The 19,272-nt window shown below is 65.4% G+C and carries 20 protein-coding genes and 1 tRNA gene; 12 read left to right on the top strand and 9 right to left on the bottom strand.

Features of this window, described 5'->3' with window-relative positions:
* Nucleotides 1–10: 10 nt before the first annotated feature.
* Complete coding sequence (uvrC, locus tag AC3WLM_RS13025; protein WP_492477569.1) at nucleotides 11–1,948, bottom strand: excinuclease ABC subunit UvrC; 1,938 nt, start codon at nucleotides 1,946–1,948, stop codon at nucleotides 11–13.
* Nucleotides 1,949–2,078: 130 nt separating this feature from the next.
* On the opposite strand from uvrC, the gene AC3WLM_RS13020 reads away from it, so the two are divergent.
* Nucleotides 2,079–2,486: a PilZ domain-containing protein gene (locus AC3WLM_RS13020; RefSeq protein WP_052242589.1), complete on the top strand. Its 408-nt coding sequence runs from the start codon at nucleotides 2,079–2,081 to the stop codon at nucleotides 2,484–2,486.
* A 4-nt stretch (nucleotides 2,487–2,490) separates the two neighbouring features.
* Here the strand turns inward: AC3WLM_RS13020 and AC3WLM_RS13015 are convergent, their stop codons facing one another.
* Entirely contained in the window at nucleotides 2,491–5,034 is a 2,544-nt protein-coding gene (locus AC3WLM_RS13015) for a TonB-dependent receptor (protein WP_492477568.1), read from the bottom strand.
* A gap of 293 nt (nucleotides 5,035–5,327) precedes the next feature.
* Here AC3WLM_RS13015 and infA point away from each other — a divergent pair, with 293 nt between their 5' ends.
* From infA to AC3WLM_RS12965, 10 genes are all read left to right on the top strand, one after another.
* Entirely contained in the window at nucleotides 5,328–5,573 is a 246-nt protein-coding gene (gene infA / locus AC3WLM_RS13010; RefSeq protein WP_039338683.1) for a translation initiation factor IF-1, read from the top strand.
* Complete coding sequence (locus AC3WLM_RS13005) at nucleotides 5,573–6,178, top strand: Maf family protein (RefSeq protein WP_492477567.1); 606 nt, start codon at nucleotides 5,573–5,575, stop codon at nucleotides 6,176–6,178. Before infA ends, AC3WLM_RS13005 begins: the two co-directional genes overlap by 1 nt.
* Entirely contained in the window at nucleotides 6,168–7,160 is a 993-nt protein-coding gene (locus AC3WLM_RS13000; RefSeq protein WP_492477566.1) for a ribonuclease E/G, read from the top strand. The genes AC3WLM_RS13005 and AC3WLM_RS13000 overlap by 11 nt, the downstream gene beginning before the upstream one ends.
* On the top strand, nucleotides 7,157–7,333 hold the full coding sequence (gene yacG, locus AC3WLM_RS12995; RefSeq protein WP_062343545.1) for a DNA gyrase inhibitor YacG: 177 nt from the start codon (nucleotides 7,157–7,159) through the stop codon (nucleotides 7,331–7,333). The genes AC3WLM_RS13000 and yacG overlap by 4 nt, the downstream gene beginning before the upstream one ends.
* A gap of 107 nt (nucleotides 7,334–7,440) precedes the next feature.
* Nucleotides 7,441–7,516 (top strand) — tRNA-Phe (locus tag AC3WLM_RS12990).
* A gap of 95 nt (nucleotides 7,517–7,611) precedes the next feature.
* Complete coding sequence (locus tag AC3WLM_RS12985; RefSeq protein ID WP_492477565.1) at nucleotides 7,612–8,559, top strand: NAD(P)H-binding protein; 948 nt, start codon at nucleotides 7,612–7,614, stop codon at nucleotides 8,557–8,559.
* Nucleotides 8,560–8,627: 68 nt separating this feature from the next.
* Entirely contained in the window at nucleotides 8,628–10,043 is a 1,416-nt protein-coding gene (locus tag AC3WLM_RS12980; protein ID WP_492477564.1) for an FGGY-family carbohydrate kinase, read from the top strand.
* On the top strand, nucleotides 10,040–11,185 hold the full coding sequence (gene lldD, locus AC3WLM_RS12975; protein WP_492477563.1) for an FMN-dependent L-lactate dehydrogenase LldD: 1,146 nt from the start codon (nucleotides 10,040–10,042) through the stop codon (nucleotides 11,183–11,185). Before AC3WLM_RS12980 ends, lldD begins: the two co-directional genes overlap by 4 nt.
* 19 nt (nucleotides 11,186–11,204) lie before the next feature.
* Entirely contained in the window at nucleotides 11,205–12,278 is a 1,074-nt protein-coding gene (rhaT, locus tag AC3WLM_RS12970) for an L-rhamnose/proton symporter RhaT (RefSeq protein ID WP_492477562.1), read from the top strand.
* A gap of 27 nt (nucleotides 12,279–12,305) precedes the next feature.
* A complete protein-coding gene (locus AC3WLM_RS12965) occupies nucleotides 12,306–13,079 on the top strand; it encodes a DeoR/GlpR family DNA-binding transcription regulator (protein ID WP_492477561.1) in 774 nt (257 codons plus the stop codon).
* Between the two features lie 3 nt (nucleotides 13,080–13,082).
* Here the strand turns inward: AC3WLM_RS12965 and AC3WLM_RS12960 are convergent, their stop codons facing one another.
* A complete protein-coding gene (locus AC3WLM_RS12960; protein WP_492477560.1) occupies nucleotides 13,083–13,343 on the bottom strand; it encodes a hypothetical protein in 261 nt (86 codons plus the stop codon).
* Between the two features lie 60 nt (nucleotides 13,344–13,403).
* On the opposite strand from AC3WLM_RS12960, the gene AC3WLM_RS12955 reads away from it, so the two are divergent.
* A complete protein-coding gene (locus AC3WLM_RS12955; RefSeq protein WP_492477559.1) occupies nucleotides 13,404–13,646 on the top strand; it encodes a helix-turn-helix domain-containing protein in 243 nt (80 codons plus the stop codon).
* 3 nt (nucleotides 13,647–13,649) lie between these two features.
* Here the strand turns inward: AC3WLM_RS12955 and AC3WLM_RS12950 are convergent, their stop codons facing one another.
* From AC3WLM_RS12950 to AC3WLM_RS12925, 6 genes are read right to left on the bottom strand one after another with little or no spacing between them, the layout of a single operon-like run.
* Complete coding sequence (locus AC3WLM_RS12950) at nucleotides 13,650–14,114, bottom strand: low molecular weight protein-tyrosine-phosphatase (RefSeq protein ID WP_492477558.1); 465 nt, start codon at nucleotides 14,112–14,114, stop codon at nucleotides 13,650–13,652.
* Nucleotides 14,111–15,124: an ACP S-malonyltransferase gene (locus tag AC3WLM_RS12945; protein ID WP_492477557.1), complete on the bottom strand. Its 1,014-nt coding sequence runs from the start codon at nucleotides 15,122–15,124 to the stop codon at nucleotides 14,111–14,113. Before AC3WLM_RS12945 ends, AC3WLM_RS12950 begins: the two co-directional genes overlap by 4 nt.
* The gene (locus AC3WLM_RS12940; RefSeq protein WP_492477556.1) at nucleotides 15,117–17,321 is read right to left on the bottom strand and encodes a dehydrogenase E1 component subunit alpha/beta; all 2,205 of its coding nucleotides are present in this window, start codon (nucleotides 17,319–17,321) and stop codon (nucleotides 15,117–15,119) included. Before AC3WLM_RS12940 ends, AC3WLM_RS12945 begins: the two co-directional genes overlap by 8 nt.
* Nucleotides 17,322–17,366: 45 nt before the next feature.
* Nucleotides 17,367–18,263 (bottom strand): carbon-nitrogen hydrolase family protein, encoded by an 897-nt coding sequence (locus AC3WLM_RS12935; protein WP_039332842.1) that lies wholly within the window; start codon nucleotides 18,261–18,263, stop codon nucleotides 17,367–17,369.
* The gene (locus tag AC3WLM_RS12930) at nucleotides 18,257–18,844 is read right to left on the bottom strand and encodes a GNAT family N-acetyltransferase (protein ID WP_039332840.1); all 588 of its coding nucleotides are present in this window, start codon (nucleotides 18,842–18,844) and stop codon (nucleotides 18,257–18,259) included. Before AC3WLM_RS12930 ends, AC3WLM_RS12935 begins: the two co-directional genes overlap by 7 nt.
* The gene (locus tag AC3WLM_RS12925; protein ID WP_052242162.1) at nucleotides 18,844–19,266 is read right to left on the bottom strand and encodes a ketosteroid isomerase-related protein; all 423 of its coding nucleotides are present in this window, start codon (nucleotides 19,264–19,266) and stop codon (nucleotides 18,844–18,846) included. The genes AC3WLM_RS12930 and AC3WLM_RS12925 overlap by 1 nt, the downstream gene beginning before the upstream one ends.
* Nucleotides 19,267–19,272 lie beyond the last annotated feature (6 nt).

Here is a 19,272-nt window from a genome sequence, read left to right as displayed (position 1 = left end):
CCTCCATCCTCTACCCATTGGGATGATAGAAGTCATAGACGGTTTGCGCCACTGCCGCGCTGACGCCCGGTGCCCGCTGCAGATCATCAAGGCTGGCGGCGCGCACCTTGCTCGCCGTGCCGAAGTGCAGCAGCAGCGCGCGCTTGCGCGCCGGGCCGATGCCGGGGATTTCGTCCAGCGGACTTGCAGTAATCGCCCGGCTCCGCTTGGCGCGGTGTGCGCCAATGGCGAAGCGGTGGACCTCGTCGCGCATGTTCTGGAGGTGGAACAGCACCGGAGAGTTCACGGGAAGCATCTTCTCGCGCCCGTCGGGGAAGTGGAACACCTCGCGCCCTTCGCGCCCGTGGTGGGGGCCCTTGGCAATCGCGATCAGCGGCACGTCCTCGATACCAAGCTCGCCCAGTGCTTCCTTCACCGCCGACATCTGCCCCTTGCCGCCGTCGATCAGAACGAGGTCGGGCCACATGCCGCTTTCGCGATCAGGATCTTCCTCCTGCACCTTGCCGAAGCGGCGGGTCATCACTTCGCGCATCATGCCGAAGTCGTCGTTGGTCTGCGCGGTCTTGATGTTCCACTTGCGGTACTGGCCCTTCACGAAGCCTTCCGGCCCCGCGACGATCATCGCACCCAGGGCATTGGTGCCCTGAATGTGGCTGTTGTCGTAGACCTCGATGCGCTGCGGCACTTCCGGCAGCTCGAGGAACTCGGCCAGCTCGCGCATGACTTTGGCCTTGGTGCCGCTTTCGGCCATGCGGCGGTCGAGCGATTCCACCGCGTTGCGCTGTGCCTGCTCCATCAACCGGCGCCGGTCGCCGCGCTGCGGAACCGAGATCTCGACCTTGCCGCCCGCGCCCTCGCACAGGGCTTCGGCCAGCAGCGCAGCCTCGGGCAGTTCGCGGTCCACCAGGATCAGGCGTGCAGGTGGCACTTCCTCGTAGAACTGCGCGAGGAAGCTGGTCATTACCTCTTCCTCCGACAGGCCCTCGGTGTGGCTGGGGAAGAAGGCGCGGTGCCCCCAATTCTGCCCGCCGCGGATGAAGAAGGCCTGCACCGCAACCTGCCCGCTCTTGACCGCCATGGCGAAGACATCGGCATTGCCGACCCCTTCGGCATTGATCGCCTGGCTGCCCTGGATGAAGGTGGCGGCGCGCAGGCGATCGCGCAGCATCGCGGCGCGCTCGAAGTCAAGGTTCTCTGCCGCCTCCTGCATCTGCGCCTCGATCTCGCGTTGGACGGCGCTTGATTTGCCGCCGAGGAAATCCTTCGCCTGCCGGACCAGTTCGCCGTAGTCCTCCGAGCTGATCCGGTCGACGCAAGGGGCCGAACAACGGCGGATCTGGTAGAGCAGGCAAGGCCGGTCACGCCGCGCCATGAAGCCGTCGTTGCAGCTTCGAAGAAGAAACAGCTTCTGCAACGCGTTGATCGTGGTGTTGACGCTGCCAGCGCTGGCAAAGGGGCCATAATAATTGCCCTTGGCCTTGCGCGCTCCCCGGTGCTTCTGGATGCGCGGGAACGCGTGATCGCCGCGCAAAAGGATGAACGGGAACGATTTGTCATCGCGCAGCAGCACGTTGTAGGGCGGGCGGAAGCGCTTGATCAGCTGTGCTTCAAGCAGCAGCGCCTCGGCTTCGGAATTGGTTGTGACAATCGTCATGCTGCGCGTCTGGCTGACCATGCGGCGCAGGCGGTTGGGCAGGCGATCCACCTGTGTGTAATTCGCAACGCGGTTCTTCAGCGCCCGTGCCTTGCCCACGTAGAGCACGTCCCCGCGCGCATCGAGCATGCGGTAGACGCCGGGCTTGGGCCGCAGCGTGTTCACCGTATCGCGGATGACCGACACGCCCAGCTCAATGTCCGGCTTGTCCGCTCCGCGCACGGTGGTGGACGCGCGATCTTCGTGGAAGCGCTCGGTATCGCGGTCGGGTGGAGGGGCGGGCGTGCGGGCCATGGCGTCCCCCTGCAAATAGTCGCTGAAGCGCGCGGCGCAATGGCAAGGTGGCCGGTTTCCCCAAAGTCATCAGGGTTTTCCCGCATGGTCCGTTTTGGCAGTATTAGCGCCGTTGCGCGACAAGCCTCACATGATCGGTCAACCATTTGGCAGGGCTGGAACGAGCGCAAGCGCCATTCCTCAGGGGCGGCGTAGCGACGCTCGCGTTCGCCTGCATCTGCCCGCACGCCTGATCCTCCTGACAAGCGTGCAGTCCTGCATACTCGAAGATCTCTCGGCTACCGGAGCCGCCCTTATCCCTGAGGAAGGCCTGCCCCCGGTCGGCGCTTCAGCGATCCTGCAATGTGAACATATTGAAGCCTTCGGCCAGATTCGCTGGGCCCGTTATGGCCGTTGCGGCGTGATGTTCGAGGAGAAACTGCCCCTGTCGCAAGTCATCGCCCTCAGGCACTTTTCCGACAACTTCGAGCAGACCGAGCGCGAACGCCACAAGGAACGCGCCCGGGCCTGGGTTCAAGGCAAGAGCCGGATCGTCTGAACCGTCAGAACTGCTTGCGGAACTCGATCTCGAACACCCGGCCGCGCGGATCCTGATACCCCGGCTGATAGCGCAGTGGCACCGCCCCGCTATCGTCAGTGACCCGCTGCTGAGCGTTGAACACGTTGTCGACAGACAGGGACACGCGCGAGCCTTTCAGGAACGGCACCTGCTCCACCAGTTTCGCCTTTCTGCCCAAATCAGCGAAAAGGCGCAGGTTGAATGTCGCGATCGGCGCGAACCTGAGAGTTGTGGAACCCGGCAGGCCGCTGGCATCGATGCGGGAACCGCCAGTGTAATTGCCACTGAGCCGCAGGCCGAACCCGCGATAGAATCCGCCGCCCTCCATCTCGAGCGAATGGCGCGCCACGCTCCCGCTGATGGCATCGCCATCCAGCAGGTTGAGCACGGTGCCACCGGACGCGATCTGCACGGATTGCTGGAAGCGCACGGTGTGGAACACCGAGAGGTTCCAGCGCCCCCGACCGTCGGAGTTGAACCCGCCCGGCCCACCGCGCCCCCCGCCGCCCATGCGCGGCCCCGCGCCCGGAGGAGGACCGCCGGCCCCGGCGCGAGGACCGCCCCCACCTCCGCCACCACCGCTCGCGGCGCCGAATGCGCCACGCTGCATGTTAGGGTCAGGTTTGCCGAAATTGCCTGAAAGGTTGATGCCATAGCGCAGGCGCGAACCTTTCTCTTCGGCAAAAGTGACCGGGCTCTGGTCCACTGACACGATCCGCCCCGAGGCATCGCGAATGACGCGCCCCGGAAACGCAGCTTCGACTTCGGACGTGAGCAGGGGGAAACTGTTGGTGGTATTGGTCGACCGATTGCGGAAGTATTCGGCGACGAAGGTCGAATCCTTCAAAAACGGCAGCGACCAGTTGAGGCCGAACTTCCAGTCGCGCTGACGTTCCTTCACAAGGTTCGGATTGCCGCCGGAAATCACCCGCGCCAGGACCGTCTCCCCGCGCGAAAAGTCGTAGATCGAGACGTTCTCGGTCAGGATCGATGGGCCGCCCAGCTCCGTCAGGCTCGGCGCCTTGTCGGCGGCCACATAGCTTGCCTGCAGGGTCAGCTTTTCGGTGAGGCTGTAGGTCAGCCCGCCGCCCCAGTTATAAAGCGTGCCGAAGTCCGAAAGCCGGTGCACTTCGGCATTGGCGTTAAGCGAAATGTCGCCAATGCCTGCACCGAAGCCTTCCCTCCGGCTGGTAATCGGCAGATCGACGCTGAACCCCGCTTGCGCATCCCCGCGCTTGAGATTGATCTGTCCGGTATTGGTGCGGGTGTCGCTGCTTTCGATGCCTGAATAGTCGAACCCGGCCTTGACAGTCAGCGCCACTTCACCGCCCGGCAGGCGCAGCGGACGGCCTGACAGCGTAGCCAGGCTTGAGAGCGAATCCGTCTTTGACAGCGCCCGGTCAGCCGCGCCGGGGAGAATCGCTGTCGTCGGCAGAGCGCCCGAAGCGGCAAGCGCACCTGAAGTCACCAGCGCCTGCACTCCGGAAAGATCGGCGCGGCGATCGATCGTGCTCTTCGTCTCGACGTGCCCGCCATCTGCGGTAACCGCCAGGTTCCAATCGCCGAGCGGCTTGTTCAGCGCCGCGCTCGCCTGCAGGGTCGTTGTGCGGCGGCGCGTGGTCAGCGGCTGCGGATCAAGTGTGAAGCGCGAGAAGCTGCCGGTGGCATCCGTCAACGTCACCCCATTGAGCCCGTTGAGCGAGCGCTGGTCATCACGCTGGGCGAGCAGGTTGACGCTGAGGCCCGCCCCGCTGCCAAGCGCACGGGCCAGCGTGGCGTTCAATTGCGCCGACCTGGAGTCCGAAATCAGCGTCCGGTAAGCGGCAGGATTCGGATCGCCCGCAACGCGCGTCGCCGAAGTGCCGGGCTGGATGATCCCGCGCTCCGCCTCGGTCAGCGGGCTGGCATCCTCAAGCTTGCCTGTAACGTTGATGCGGTTGCCGCCGGCAATCTTGGTCAGGGTGAATTCCTGCTCCCACTCGGTGAAGCCTCCGCCGCTGGGCAGGCGCAGCTCGCTATCGCTGCCGAAGCTGCTGAAGTTGTCTTTCAGAATGAAGTTCACCACGCGCTGATCGGGCCGGTAGCCATACTTGAGCGCAACTTCCTCGGGCAGGACCTCGACCCGGCGGATGGCTTCGGGCGGAAGTCCGCGCATCTCGCGAAAGCCCGAAATGCGCATGCCATTCAGCAGGACCACCGGCATCCCGCCGCCACGGCCACGCCCTGACGACGTCTGCGGCGAAAGCGCGGCAAGGAGTTCCTGCAGCGAACCGGCCCCATAGGAGGCGATCGCGTTCTCATCCAGCACCGCAATCGGCGGCTGAGCCGTATCGACCTGGCCCTTGATGCGGGTGGCAACGACCAGAATCTCGTCGTCCTCGGCTGTAATCGGGTTGCCTTCAAGATCCTGCAGCGCATCCGGCGGCGTATCGTCGGTTCCCGCGATCACGTCTTGCGCCACGGCCGGATTGGCCGCCAAGAGGCAAAGGGCAATGGCAGCCAGCGAGGGCGCGGCGGAAAATCTCACGTCTGGAAATCCTTGAACTCGGGGGTGCCGGGCAAGCGTCGGCTCTTCAACGTCACACCTGCCGAGACGGTCCCGAAGTGGCTATGCGCATTTCGTATCAGTTTGTCGCACTGCAGCATGCATGGTTACATCGGCAGCGGAACCTGAACCAAAGCTGGTCACTTCCAGCGCGCCTCTTCCCTTTTTCGCCCGGCAAGGCTATGGGCCGCGCAATTCCTCTGCGCGCGGATCATTTCCGATGACCTGCGCGTTCCTTTTTGCATACCTCTATACAAAGGCATCCGAGCCCGCCGATGGCGAAAGAAGAACTCCTCGAAATGCGCGGACAGGTGGTGGAACTCCTGCCCAACGCGATGTTCCGCGTCCGCCTCGAAAACGACCACGAAATCCTAGGCCACACCGCCGGCAAGATGCGCAAGAACCGCATCCGCGTGCTGGTGGGCGATGAAGTGCTGGTCGAACTCACCCCCTATGATCTGACCAAAGGTCGCATCACCTACCGCTTCATGCCCGGTCGCGGCGGTCCCGGCGGCTTTTGATGACGGGCGAGCTTTCGCCCGCGTCATCACCCCACCAACTGGTTCTGGCATCGGCCAGCCCGCGCCGGCTTGAACTGCTGCGGCGCATCGGCGTGACGCCTTCGCGCGTCGTGGCCACCGACATCGACGAGACACCGCGCAGGGGCGAACGTCCCCGCGCCCATGCGTCGCGGCTTGCTGCCGAAAAGGCCCGCGCCGCTGCCGCACTTGCCCCGGATTGCGTGATCCTTGCGGGCGATACCGTCGTAGGTGCCGGAGCGCGCATCCTGCCCAAGGCGGAAGACGAGGTAACCGCACGCCAGTGCCTCGCCCTGCTCTCGGGCCGTCGCCATCGGGTATTTTCTGCCATCGCGGTGATTACCCCGGACGGAGCCTTGCGCGAAGCCCTGTCCGAGACGATCGTGCGCTTCAAGCGCCTCTCGGACGAGGAAATGGAAAGCTACATCGCTGGCGGAGAATGGCACGGCAAGGCCGGCGGCTATGCCATCCAGGGCAGCGCCGAAGGCTTCTGCGACTGGCTTTCGGGCAGCCATTCCGGCGTGATTGGCCTCCCCCTGTTCGAAACACGCAAACTCTTGCGAGCCGCAGGCATCGATGTCTGCTGACTGGCTCCATGAAGCAGGGATCGGCGAAGAACGCGCGATTCTGGTTTCGGGCGGTCGCATACTCTCTGCCCGCGTCTGCTGGGGAGAGAAGGTGCGTCCCGGTCTGGTCGCGCAGGCCCGCCTCGTCACCCGCCACGCCGGCAGCCGGCGCGGTGTCGTGCGCTTCGATGACGGCGCCGAAGCAATGGTCGACCAGCTCCCGCGCGAGGCTACCGAAGGCGTAAGCCTGACCGTGCGTGTAACCCGCGCCGCCATCGCCGAACGCGGCCGCACCAAGCTCCCTGTCGTCCGTCCCGCCCCTGGCGAGGATCCTCGCCCAGCACCAAGCTTGCGCGAAGAACTCGAAGCGACCGGCGCTTCGGTCAAATCGGTCGCCATCACGGGCCGTGCCTTTGCGGAGAATGGCTGGGACGAACTCGCTGAACAGGCCGTCACGGGCGAGATCGCATTCGCGGGCGGCTCGATCATCGTCAGCCCGACCCCGGCAATGACACTTATCGATATCGATGGCACGCTTCCGCCGCTGAAGCTCGCGCTGTCCGCGGTCGATGTCATAGCCGATGCGCTGCACCGGCTTGATATCGGCGGATCGGTCGGCATCGATTTCCCGACGCTGCACCAAAAGAAGGACCGCCAACACGTCGACAAGGCGCTCGGCGATGCGCTGATCGACTGGCAGGGCGAGCGCACCGCGATGAACGGCTTCGGTTTCGTGCATCTGGTGTCGCGGCTTGAACGCGCCTCGCTCGTGGCGCGATACACGCGCTTTCCGGTCGCTGCCGCTGCCCGTGCACTTCTGCGCAACGCCGAGCGCGTCAGCGAGCCCGGCGCACTGTTGCTGTCCGCCCATCCGCGCGTGCTTGCCGCGATTCTCCCCGCATGGGAGACGGAACTGGCCAGTCGGACCGGCCGCACGATCCGCCGCAAGGAAGACCCGGCCCTTGCCCTTTCCGGCGGATTTGCCCAAGGCGTGCCGCTATGAATACGCCTGCCGCCCGGCCCACCCAGAAGCGCTGCCCGATCTGCGGCAAGCCCCGCAGCGAAGCCCACACCCCGTTCTGTTCGACCCGCTGCAAGGACCGCGATCTGGTGCAGTGGCTGGAAGGCGGATACGCGCTCCCGGGACGACCGGCCGACGAGGATCACGAAGACTAGCCTCTCCAAAATTTTCGCGCGATGGGGCTTGCCAAGCCCGCGCCGCTTCGCCATAGGCGCGCTTCCCATCGCCTGCAGGTCCTTCACAGGACGCGGCAAAGGACGATGCCCGGGTAGCTCAGTTGGTAGAGCAGCGGATTGAAAATCCGCGTGTCGGCGGTTCGAATCCGTCCCCGGGCACCATTTCCATCGATCTTCACATCTGAGCTTGATCGCCTTTGCGATCTGCTTGACTGTTCCTGCCTGAGGCCTGTTCGTTGGTGGGCCAGGAGGAAGCGATGCGGGTCTGCGTGGCTGGGGGGACGGGGACAATCGGGCGTGCGGTAGTTCGCAATCTGGCGAAGCGCGGGCATGTGGTCAGTTGCCTTTCGCGACGGCCGGATGACGGTCTGGCAGCGATTGCGCAAGTCATCCTCGCCGACCTGTCAGACACAAACGTCTTGGGGCGCACCTTCGGTGAAGGTCGGTTCGATGCGGTCATCTCGTGCATCGCTTCGCGCACCGGAGTGCCAGGCGATGCCTGGGCGGTGGACCACCGGGCCAACCTCAACCTGCTCGATGCCGCCAAGGAAGCTGGCATTGGGCACTTCGTGCTGCTTTCCGCGATCTGCGTGCAGAAGCCGCTGCTGGCGTTCCAGCATGCCAAGCTGGCGTTCGAGGCTGCGCTTGTTGCATCCGGCATCCGCTATTCGATCGTCCGCCCGACCGCCTTCTTCAAATCGCTCTCCGGACAGATCGAGCGGGTCAAGGCCGGAAAGCCATTCCTCGTCTTCGGCAATGGCGAACTGACCGCGTGCAAGCCGATCAGCGATGGCGATCTTGCAGCCTACATTGCCGAGTGCTTCGAGCATGAGGAGCGCTGGAACCGCGTGCTGCCGATCGGTGGCCCCGGCCCTGCGCTGACTCCGCGTCAGCAGGGCGAAGCGCTGTTTGCGATGCTCGGAAAGGAGCCGCGCTTCCGCTCGGTGCCGCTGGGGCTGCTCGACACGATTGCCGGGATGCTCGGCCTCGCTGGCAAGGTCATTCCGAGCCTGGCGACCAAAGCGGAACTGGCGCGGATCGGGCGGTACTATGCCAGCGAATCGATGCTGGTGCTCGATCCGGCAACGGGCCGCTACGATGCCGATGCCACCCCATCGACGGGCAGCGACACCCTGTTCGACCATTATCGCGCCGTGCTGGATGGCCGTGCCAGCGTCGATCGCGGCGATCACGCGGTCTTCTGAGTTTTTGCTGGAAACGATCATATTTGATTGCTATTGATCGTTTATTGAAAAGTCTGCGGGAGAGCGCAGTGCCATCAGGCGCAACCATCGTCATCGATCTCGGCAAGACGCTGAGCAAGGTCAGCCTGTGGGACGCGGGCGGGACGATGCTCGACCGTCAGGTGCGCCCCAACGTACCGCTGGAAATGGGCGGGATCCGTCGGCTCGATGCGCCCGCAACCGGCAAGTGGCTGATCGAGACGCTGGCTCGCTACGCCCATGCCCCGGTGGAGACGATCGTACCGGTCGGCCACGGCGCGGGCGTGGTCGCGCTGGTCGATGGTGCGATGGCATTCCCGCCATTCGATTACGAGCAGGCCCTGCCGCCCGAGATCATGGCCGAATACCGCGCCCAGCGCGATGCCTTTGGCATGACCGGCTCCCCCGCTCTGCCCGATGGCCTGAACTTCGGCAGCCAGCTGTGGTGGATGGAGCGCCTGGCGCCCGAGGCGATGGCCCGCGCCACGTTGCTGCCCTGGGCGCAATACTGGGCGTGGTTCCTCACCGGCAATGCGTTGAGCGAAGTAACCAGCCTTGGCTGCCATTCAGACTTGTGGTGCCCGCAGGAGGCTGACTTCTCGCCCATGGCCAGACGCCTCGGCTGGGCGGAGCGCTTTGCCCCGCTCGCCCGCGCCGGGGATACCGTCGGCACGCTCCGCCCCGAGATTGCCGCGCAAACCGGTCTTTCTCCAAACGTGCGGGTGCTCGCCGGCCTGCACGATTCCAACGCTGCCCTGCTCGCCGCCCGAGGTTTTGCCGAGATGGCCGATCATGAGGCCACCGTGCTGTCCACCGGCACCTGGTTCATCGGTATGCGTTTGCCCGCAACGCCGGTCGATACGGCAAGCCTGCCCGAGGCCCGCGACTGCCTCGTCAACGTAGACGTCCATGGCCGCCCCGTCCCCTCGGCGCGCTTCATGGGCGGTCGCGAGATCGAGACGCTGATCGAGATCGATACCCGCCGCGTCGATATCAAGCCCGACCAGCCCGCGCTTCTCGCCGCCGTCCCGGAAGTTCTGCGCGCCTCCCGCATGGTCCTGCCCACCCTGATGCGCGGTTTCGGCCCCTATCCGCAGGGCACCTTCGGCTGGGTCAACCGCCCGGAGGACTGGTACGAGCGCCGCGCCGCCGCCTGTCTCTATGCCGCGCTGGTCGCAGACACCTCGCTGGACCTGATCGGCTCGTCAGAACGCCTGCTGGTCGAAGGCCGTTTTGCCGAGGCCGAAGTCTTCGTGCGCGCGCTTGCCGCCCTTCGCCCCGACACCGCCGTCTATACCGCCAACGCCCACAACGACGTGTCGTTCGGCGCGCTGCGCCTGATCGATCCCACGCTCAAGCCGCGCGGAGAACTCGTGCGTGTCGCACCGCTCGATGGTGACCTCGACACCTACCGCAACCGCTGGCACGCCGAGATCGACGCCGCGCCCGAGAGAACCGCCGCATGATCGCCGCCTCCATATCGGACTTCCGCGAACTCGCCCGCCGCCGCCTGCCCCACTTCCTGTTCGAATACATCGACGGCGGCTCCTACAGCGAGACGACGCTCAGGCGGAATGTCGAGGACCTGCGCGATATCGCCCTGCGCCAGCGCGTGCTTCGCGACGTATCGGGGCTTGACCTGTCGACCGAACTGTTCGGCCAGAAGCTTGTTCTGCCTGTCGCCCTCGCCCCCATCGGCCTTGCCGGGATGAACGCGCGGCGCGGCGAATGCCAGGCAGTGCGCGCAGCCGAAACGGCTGGCATCCCTTTCACCCTCTCCACCGTCTCGGCCTGCTCGCTCGCCGAGGTGGCCAAGGCGGCAGCCAGGCCCTTCTGGTTCCAGCTCTACATGACCCGTGATCGCGGCTTCATGCGCGAATTGCTGCAGGAAGCGGTGGAGCTGAATTGCTCGACGCTGGTGTTCACCGTCGACATGCCGGTGCCGGGGAGCCGCTATCGCGACTATCACTCAGGCCTCGCCGGTGCCTCCGGGCTAACCGGCGCCATCCGCCGCACCCTGCAGGGCGCAGTGAAGCCTGCCTGGGCGTGGGATGTCGGCGTGATGGGCCGCCCGCATGGCCTCGGCAACGTGATCCGCAAGCTTGAGGGCAAGACCGGGATCGAGGACTTCTTCGCGTGGATGCGCGAGAACTTCGACAGTTCGATCTCGTGGAAGGACCTCGATTTCATCCGCTCCGAATGGAAGGGGCCGCTGGTCATAAAGGGCCTGCTCGATGCCGAGGACGCGGTGGAAGCGGCAAACCTCGGCGCCGATGGCATCGTCGTTTCCAACCACGGCGGCCGCCAGTTGGATGGCGTGCCGTCCACAGCACGCGCCCTGCCTGCCATTGCCGAGGCCGTGGGCGACCGGCTGACCGTGCTGGCCGATGGCGGCGTGCGTTCGGGGCTCGACGTGGTGCGCCTGCTCGCGCTTGGCGCAAAGGGCGTGCTGCTCGGCCGCGCCTGGGTCTTCGCCCTTGCCGCGCAGGGACAGCAAGGCGTCGAGCACATGCTCCGCCTGATCGAGGCCGAAATGCGCGTCGCCATGACGCTGACTGGCGTGAAAACCATCAGCGAGATCGACAGCTCGATCCTCGTGAAGCCATAAGAACAAGGGACAGGAACCGATGGGCGCGAACCCGCTGCTGGGCGTAATCTTTCACTGGATCGGGGGCTTCTCCTCGGCCAGCTTCTATGTGCCGTACAAGCGCATCAGGCTGTGGTCGTGGGAGGTGTTCTGGCTGGCAGGCGGCCTGTTCTCCTGGGCGATCGCGCCGTGGCTGTTCGCCTCGATCCAGACGAAAGACCTCATTGGCGTCCTCTCCGCAACGCCGCGAGAAACTCTGATGTGGTGCTGGTTCTGGGGGGCAATGTGGGGCTTCGGCGGGCTGACCTTCGGCCTGACCATGCGCTATCTCGGCCTCTCGCTCGGTATGGCCGTGGCCTTGGGGCTGACCACCGTGATCGGCACGATGGGACCGCCGATCTTTGACGGCACACTGGGTGCCATCGCGGCAACGACCAGCGGCAAGCTGACGCTCCTTGGCATCCTGATCACGCTGGCGGGCATCGTCGTGGTCGCCCGCGCCGGCAATGCCAAGGAAGCCGACCTTGGTGGCGCAGCATCGGAGGGCGTGGCCGAATTCAACCTTCGCAAGGGCTTGCTTATCGCGACCTTCTCGGGCGTGATGTCCGGCTGTTTTGCCTGGGGCCTTGCCGCGGGCCAGCCGATCCGTGACCTGACGCTGGCCGCAGGCACAGATCCGCTTTCCCAGGGTCTCCCGGTACTCTGCGTCGTCCTCGCCGGTGGCCTCACCACCAATGCGCTGTGGTGCGCCTGGCTGATCGCGAAGAACCGCAGCTTCGGCCAGTTCTTCGGCGCAGCCTCGCCCGAGGCACAGCCGGGCGAACGTCCCAACCTGCTGGCCAACTGGCTACTGGCCGCCTTGGGCGGCACGCTATGGTACGGCCAATTCTTCTTCTACACCATGGGCGAGAGCCAGATGGGCGAATACGGCTTCTCCTCGTGGACGCTGCACATGGCCTCGATCATCCTCTTCTCCACCCTCTGGGGCTTTGCGCTCAAGGAATGGAAGGGCGCATCGCCCCGCACCCGCGCGCTGGTGTGGACCGGTATCGGCCTCCTAGTCGGCTCGACCATTGTGATCGGCGCTGGCAACATGCTGCAGGCGAGTGCATAAGCGCCAAGTTAGGGACGATGGGGCACCATGCACGCGGCAGAACGGGAAAGACGCATCTTCGAGGCGCTGCGGCCAACCGGCTTTGTCAGCTATCGCGATCTCGAAGTCCTGCTCGATGCCTCGCCCGCGACGATCCGGCGGGACCTGACACGGCTCGAGGAGTCCGGCCAGATCGTCCGCGTTCACGGTGGAGCCAAGCTTCCCGAAACCGAAGATGCCGGTGGGCCGCGCCTTCTCGGCACCTCGTTCGATCAGAACATTACCCAGAACCTCGGGGCCAAGCAGGCAATCGGCAAGGCCGCAGCGGCGCTGTGCAGCCCAAGCGAAGGCGTGATGATCGATGGCGGCACAACCACGCTGCAGATGTGCCCCCATCTCGACGGTCTCGGACTGCAGGTGCTGACCAACTCGCTGCACATCGTCAACGCACTGCTCCCGCAGGCAGGCACGCGCATCCTGCTGCCATCGGGCGCAGTGTTCCGCGAACAGAACATCATCCTTGCCCCTGCTGGCGAGGAATCGATGCCACGCTTCCACGCCCCGCGCCTGTTCATGGGTGCCGCCGCCATCGGCCCGCAGGGCGCGATGCAGGCCGATCCGGTGCTGGTCGCCGCCGAGCGTCGCCTGATCGACCGTGCCGAGGAAGTGATCCTCCTCGTCGACAGCAGCAAGTTCCGCAGCCAGTCAGGCACCATCGTCTGCGGTCTGGACGAGATCGACACCGTGATCACCGACAGCGGCATAACGCCGGACATGGCCAAGGCCCTGCAGGACGCCGGCGTGAAACTGGTGGTGGTTTAACCGCTACTTCGCCTGCCCGCGCATTTCCAGATAGGCCGCTTCGCGCGCTTCCGGCGAAAGCGTGAGAAGATAGCGGCTGGCCTCCTTGAACGTCAGGAACGGCTTGCCATCCACCACGATCGGCACGGTCCGCCCGTTGTAGATCCGCCGCAGCAATCGGCGTTGCGGTCTGGTGAGCGATGCGTCGGCCCTACCAGGTTCGGGGTCAGGATCGGTTTCAGATCCGGCTTCAAGTTCCGTTTCAAGGCCCGTTTCAATGTTCATCTCAGGGCCTATAGGGCACAGGATCAACGCCCGCCAATTCAATCGGGCAGAGGAGACAGAATGAGCGCCCGATTCACCGAAACCGAACTGTCAGAGCATTTCGCCCACTGCATCCAGGTGCTCGGCGGCACGACCGCTGCCAGCCGCCGCCTCGGCATCGACGAGCGCGCGATCAGGCGCTTCGTCACCGGCGAAAAGCCCATTTCCGAAAGGCTGCTGCAGGACACGGCAACCGTGCTGCAGGCGCTGATCGAGGAAGCCTCCGCTGCCGAAGCGCGGATCACGGCAGCCTTGGGCGCCTGACTCTCAGCGCAAGTAGCGCTTCACCAGCCGCTCCGCCGCTGCGCTGACGTCGGCCCAGGCCTGCTCGAAATCGTCCTCGTCGCCATAGTAGGGATCGATCACCGCCGCACCCTTGCGGCCAGGCACCAGGTCCATCAGCAGCCCGACTTCGGCAATGTGGCGCGAAGGCTGGATCCGGCGCAGGTCCTTGAGGTTCTGCTGGTCGAGCGCGAAGATGTGGCCGAAGCGGTGGAAGTCTTCCGTCGTGACCTGCCGTGCGCGGTAGCTTGAGATATCGAGGCCGTGCTTCCGCGCGGTTTCCTGCGCCCGGGGATCGGGCGGTCGGCCGACATGCCAGTCACCGGTCCCCGCGGAATCGATGGTCATCGCCACGCCCGCTGCCACCGATTGCGCGCGCAAGGCCGCCTCGGCGAGAGGCGAGCGGCAGATGTTTCCAAGGCAGACGAACAGTATTGACGGTTGGCTCACGGGATCACGATACTCCGCTGGCTGGGTCTCCCCAGGCCAATCAGGAACGGATCCTCTCCCTGCCGCGCAGTGAACATGCTTCTTGACGCGATGTCCATCCATTTTCGAGCAATCAGCACCTGCCCGATAGCCCCGCCCAGCGTCTCCCCCGGTCCTAGCAGAACGACCCGGTCGGGCGCGAATTCGCGAATGCCCACGGTCATCGCAGCGGTGAAGTCGTAGGGGGCCAGGATCTGGTGCCCGAAAGTATAGTCCCACAGCGCCTCGCGGGCACTTTCGAACCGCCGCCACACCTTCCCTCGCCCGTCGATCAGCGGCACCTGCGGCTGATCGAACCAGTCCGCCGGAAACTGCGCCCGCGCCGCATCGCTGCTCTGCTGCATTAGCGGCGTGTGGAACGGCCCATGCCCAGCGAGCCGCATCGGCGGGCGCGAAAGCGGCGGCAAGTCCTTCTCGAACGCATCGAGCGCCGCAACCGGCCCCGCGACAACCAGCATTCCCCCGAGCCGGATCGAGGGCAGCACGCCGTGCCGCGCCATTGCCGCTTCAACCTCGGCCTGCAGTGCAGGATCGACCGTCCAATCCTCCCCCGCCAGCACCAGCACCGACTGTCCACCCGGCTCATGGCGCTGCGAATTGATCCCCATGCCATCGGCAATGGCAAAGCCATGCTCGGGCGAAACCGCCCCGGCACAGGCCAGCGCCGTGTACCAGCCCATCGAATTGCCGGTCACCGCGACAATCTCGAACCGCTCGCGGTCGATCTCGAGAAAATCCAGCCAGGCACAGGCGTGGATCAGCGGCGCCGCATTGTCCCCCCGCAAGTGCGCAGGCGTGAACTTCGCCGCCCCATCCAGTGCCGACAAGGCCTCCTTGCCCGCCTCGATCCGCATCGCATCGAACCGCGCCAACCACTCCGACCCGGCATGATGCCGCCCCAGATAGCCCAGTTCCGGGGCATTGTAGGTGCCACGCCCGGGGCAGACGACAAGGACGGTTTCCTTAGCCACGCACCATCTCCAGCACCTTGGCCACGATCCCGTCCCGGCTCGGCAGGGTATGCGTCGCCGCGCGCGCCAGCGGGATGAAGCTGTCCGTCGCCGCCATGCGTGCAATTGCCTTGCCCGGCGCGCGCTCGGCAAGAAGCGCTATCAGCGCCTCGTTCTGCCCACCGGTGATGCGGCATTCGTCCACCACCAGCACGCGCGAACAGGGCGCGACAACCTCGATCACGGCATCTTCGTTCACCGGCCCCAACCAGCGCAAGTCGATCACGCGCACGTCCACGCCATGCTCGGCCAGCAACTTGCGCGCCTGCAGCGAAAGATAGAATCCGTTGCCGTAAGTCACGATGGCGACATCGGTGCCCTCGCCCGCGACACCGATCTGCCCGAAGGCAATCGCGCCCTCACCCGGCGGCTGATAGACGCTCGCCCACAAGCCATCCCCCGGCTCGTGCAAGTCCCGCGTCATGTAGAGCGCGATCGGTTCCACGAAGACGACGACGCGACCTTCCTCGTGCGCCAGCCGCACGCATTCACGCAGCATTGCCACCGCATCGCGCCCATTGGACGGCACCGCCAGAACCACCCCCGGAATGTCGCGGAAGACGGCCAGCGAATTGTCGTTGTGGAAGTGCCCGCCAAAGCCCTTCTGGTATGGCAGCCCGGCGATGCGCACGACCATCGGGTTGGTGTATTGCCCGTTCGAGAAGAACGACAGCGTCGCCGCCTCGCCCCGGATCTGGTCCTCGGCATTGTGGACATAAGCGAGGAACTGGATCTCCGGCATCGGCAGCAGACCATTATGCGCCGCGCCAATCGCCAGCCCGAGGATCGCCTGCTCATCCAGCAAGGTATTGATCACCCGCGCCGAGCCGAACCGCGCATGCAGCTTCTGCGTGGCGGCATAGACCCCGCCCTTCGGCCCCACATCCTCTCCGCAGACGATGGCGTTGGGATACTGCAACAGCAGGTCCGCCATCGCCCAGCTGATCAGCTTTGCCATATGCTGCGGCTTGTCCATCGCGGCGGCATCGTCGGCAAAAAGCGCAGCACGGTCCTGCGGCGGGGCCAGCGGCCTCTCCACACCTTCGCGCTTCGGCGGCACGATGCTGGCCATCACCGCCGCCGCATCCGGCAGCTTGGGCCGCCGGATCGCCAGCTCCACCTGCCGCTCCAGCGTCGCCTCGATCTCGTCATAGACCGCGCGGACCTCTGGCGCGGTCATCACGCCTTCCTCGATGAGCAGCGCCGCGCTCGCCAGCAGCGGATCGCGCTCTTCCTCGGCCCGCACTTCTTCCTTCGTGCGATAGGAAAGCTGCACGTCGTTCCCGGCATGGCCGTAAAGCCGCACCGTCTTCATGTGCAGGAACACCGGCTTCCTCTGCCGCCGCGCCATCTGTTCGGCCTCGCGCGCCGCACGCATCGTATCGACAAGGTCCGAGCCATCACACCCGATGTAGTGCAGCCCTGCCCGCCCCGAGAAGTTCGCCTCGATCCACCCCGGCGGCGTCCGCGTGGAAATGCCGATGCCATTGTCTTCGCACAGGAAGATGATCGGCATGGGCGTACCCTGGAATGCCGCCCAGCACGCGGTATTGATCGCGCCCAGCGCGGTCGAATGATTGGCGCTGGCATCGCCAAAGCTGCACAACACCACGCCGTCCTTCGACAGAACCGTATCGCTCCAGCCCATGCGCCGCGCGATGCCGATGGAGAACGCGGCTCCCACCGCCTTGGGCAAATGGCTGGCAATGGTCGAAGTCTGCGGCGGGATGAACAGGCGCTTCGATCCCAGCACCTTGTGCCGCCCGCCGGAGATCGGGTCCTCGGCACTCGCGGCAAAGCTCAGCAGCATGTCCCACGCCGGGTTCTCGCCCGGCACGCGGTGGGCGCGGTGGATCTGGAACGCAGCGTCGCGATAATGAAGGAACGCCATGTCGTCGATGCGCAGCACTTCGGCCAGCACCGCATTGCCCTCGTGGCCCGAGGAGCCGATCGTATAGAACCCCTCGCCCCGCGCCTGCAGCTTGCGGCTCATCCTGTCGAGCTGGCGCGACAGCGCCTGCGACCGGAACAGCGCCGCCGCACTCTCGGGCTCCAGCCCCACATCCTTCAGTCCGAGGTTCGAGCGCCTGCGCGCCGTGCCGTTCTCCAGCGCATCAAGGAACTGCCGGTGGACCTGCTCGGCGGCATCAAGCGACATTGCGGATGGTTTCCCTCGTAACGAATCCGCGTGATAGCCGCAGGCCTAGCGCAAGTCCACGACCTCCACCGGCGGCAAGGCCACCGCCCCCGGCTGCTCCGACCAATGCCGCGCATTGAGCACGCCGCCATCGGCGCGCAGCTCTGCAACCTTCGCGGTATCGACCTCGGCAAAGACCCACTGCGCCGCGCCTTCGACGCCTACCGCCAGCACGCCATCCTCAGGCATCCCGCGATCCGGCGGCCCATAGACCGCCGCCGCCCCCCGGTTCTCGTCCACCGCCGGAGACCACGCCGCCTCTCCCACCGTCGGCGAGTGCACCGCATAGCACTGCCCCTCCAGCGCGCGCGCCTGCGCCCCGATCCGCACGCGCCAGTAGCCATGCAGCGTATCCGTGCACGAAGGCACCAGCAGCACTTCTGCCCCTGCTTCCACGCAGGCCCGCGCCAACAACGGAAACTCGCTGTCATAGCAGATCGAAACCGCCAGCCTTCCCAGCGCCGTATCGAACACCCGCAACGTGGCACCGGCGGCTATGTCCCACTGCTCCCGCTCGAACCGGGTCATCACCAGCTTGTCCTGAACCGAGGACTTGCCATTCGGCGCAAACAGCCGCGCGGCATTGCGAAAGCGCCCGTCCGCATCCTTGCGCGGTGCCGAGGCTGCCAGAATATGTAGGCCGGTTCGCGACGCAAGTTGGCCATGCAGTGCATCGACACGCGGCAGCAGCGCCGAAACCGTCTCGATCGACCCCGCCAGATCGCCCATCGTCGCCGGATCAAGGCTCGCCAGTTCCATCGCCCCGTATTCGGGAAACACGGCGAGCTTGGCACCCTGCGCTGCGGCCTGTTCCACCCACCGCGTCAGCTTGGCCTCATACGCCTCCCAGCTGTCCAACCGGTCAATCGGATACTGCGCAGCGGCGACGGTGAAGCTTACCATTGGCGCATCCAATATTGCATGAGGTTGACCCGCTCGGCCTCGTCGCCATGCTCCTTCCACGCAAGCTCGGTGGTCAGGTCCGGAACCACGGCATAGCCGCGCCGCGCCCAGAAGGCATCGAGGGGCGAATAGTCTTGCGGCTTGGCCGGATGGTCGTCAGCCCGCACCACGGCAGCAAAGCACGCGGCATTGGCACCACAGCGCACCGCCTGCGCCTCGCGCTGGTCGAAGAACGCATGCCCGATCCCGTGCCCGCGATACTCCGGCAGCAGCACGCTTTCGCCGAAATAGAACAGCCGCGCCACCTCGATTCCCCGTGCCTCGAAGGGTCTGCGAAACTCCGCCTTTTGGTGCATCATCGGCGCCGCCGTGGCCGCGCCGACTATCCGCGCCCCATCGAACGCTGCCACCAGCACCGCATCAGGCGCAGCGGCATATTCGGTCAGATAGTCCGCTTCATAGGCCGCATCGCCATCATAGAGATAGGGATAGGCCGCAAAGACCGTGATCCTCAAGGCGGCCAGATCATCCAGCGCCGCCGCGATCTCGTTTCCGGTCAGCGGCCGAACCTCGATCCCCATTACCCGACGACCTGCTTCGTCCAGTCGCCAAGGTTGTAGTACATGGTCAGCCGCGTGATCTTGCCGCCCTCGATCGCGAGGAACGCCCCGGCCGGCAGCACATAGGTCTGCCCGTTGGCCTCAGGCAGTCCTTCGTCGGTCGCCAGATATTGCCCGTGCACCACGAACTCCGCAGCCGCCCGCGTGCCGTCCTCGCTGGCCATCAGCACGATGTCTTCCAGCCGCTCCTTGTAGCAGCGCTCCATGTGCCTCAGGAATTCGGCAAACGCCGCTTTCCCGACAACTCGCTCGCCCTGGTTGATATCGTGTGCCACGTCATCGCTCAGGCATTCGAGCATCCCCTCCCAGTGGCCGGCATTGAACGCGGCGTAATAGCGGGCCAGCAGGGCAATCGCGTCAGTACGGGCGGCAGGGCTTGTCATCGGCAA

It is taken from the genome of Novosphingobium sp. FW305-C-30-35 (genome assembly GCF_058783135.1).
The sequence above is the reverse complement of the archived record's forward strand: the minus strand, read 5'-3'. Positions and strand labels throughout refer to the sequence as shown.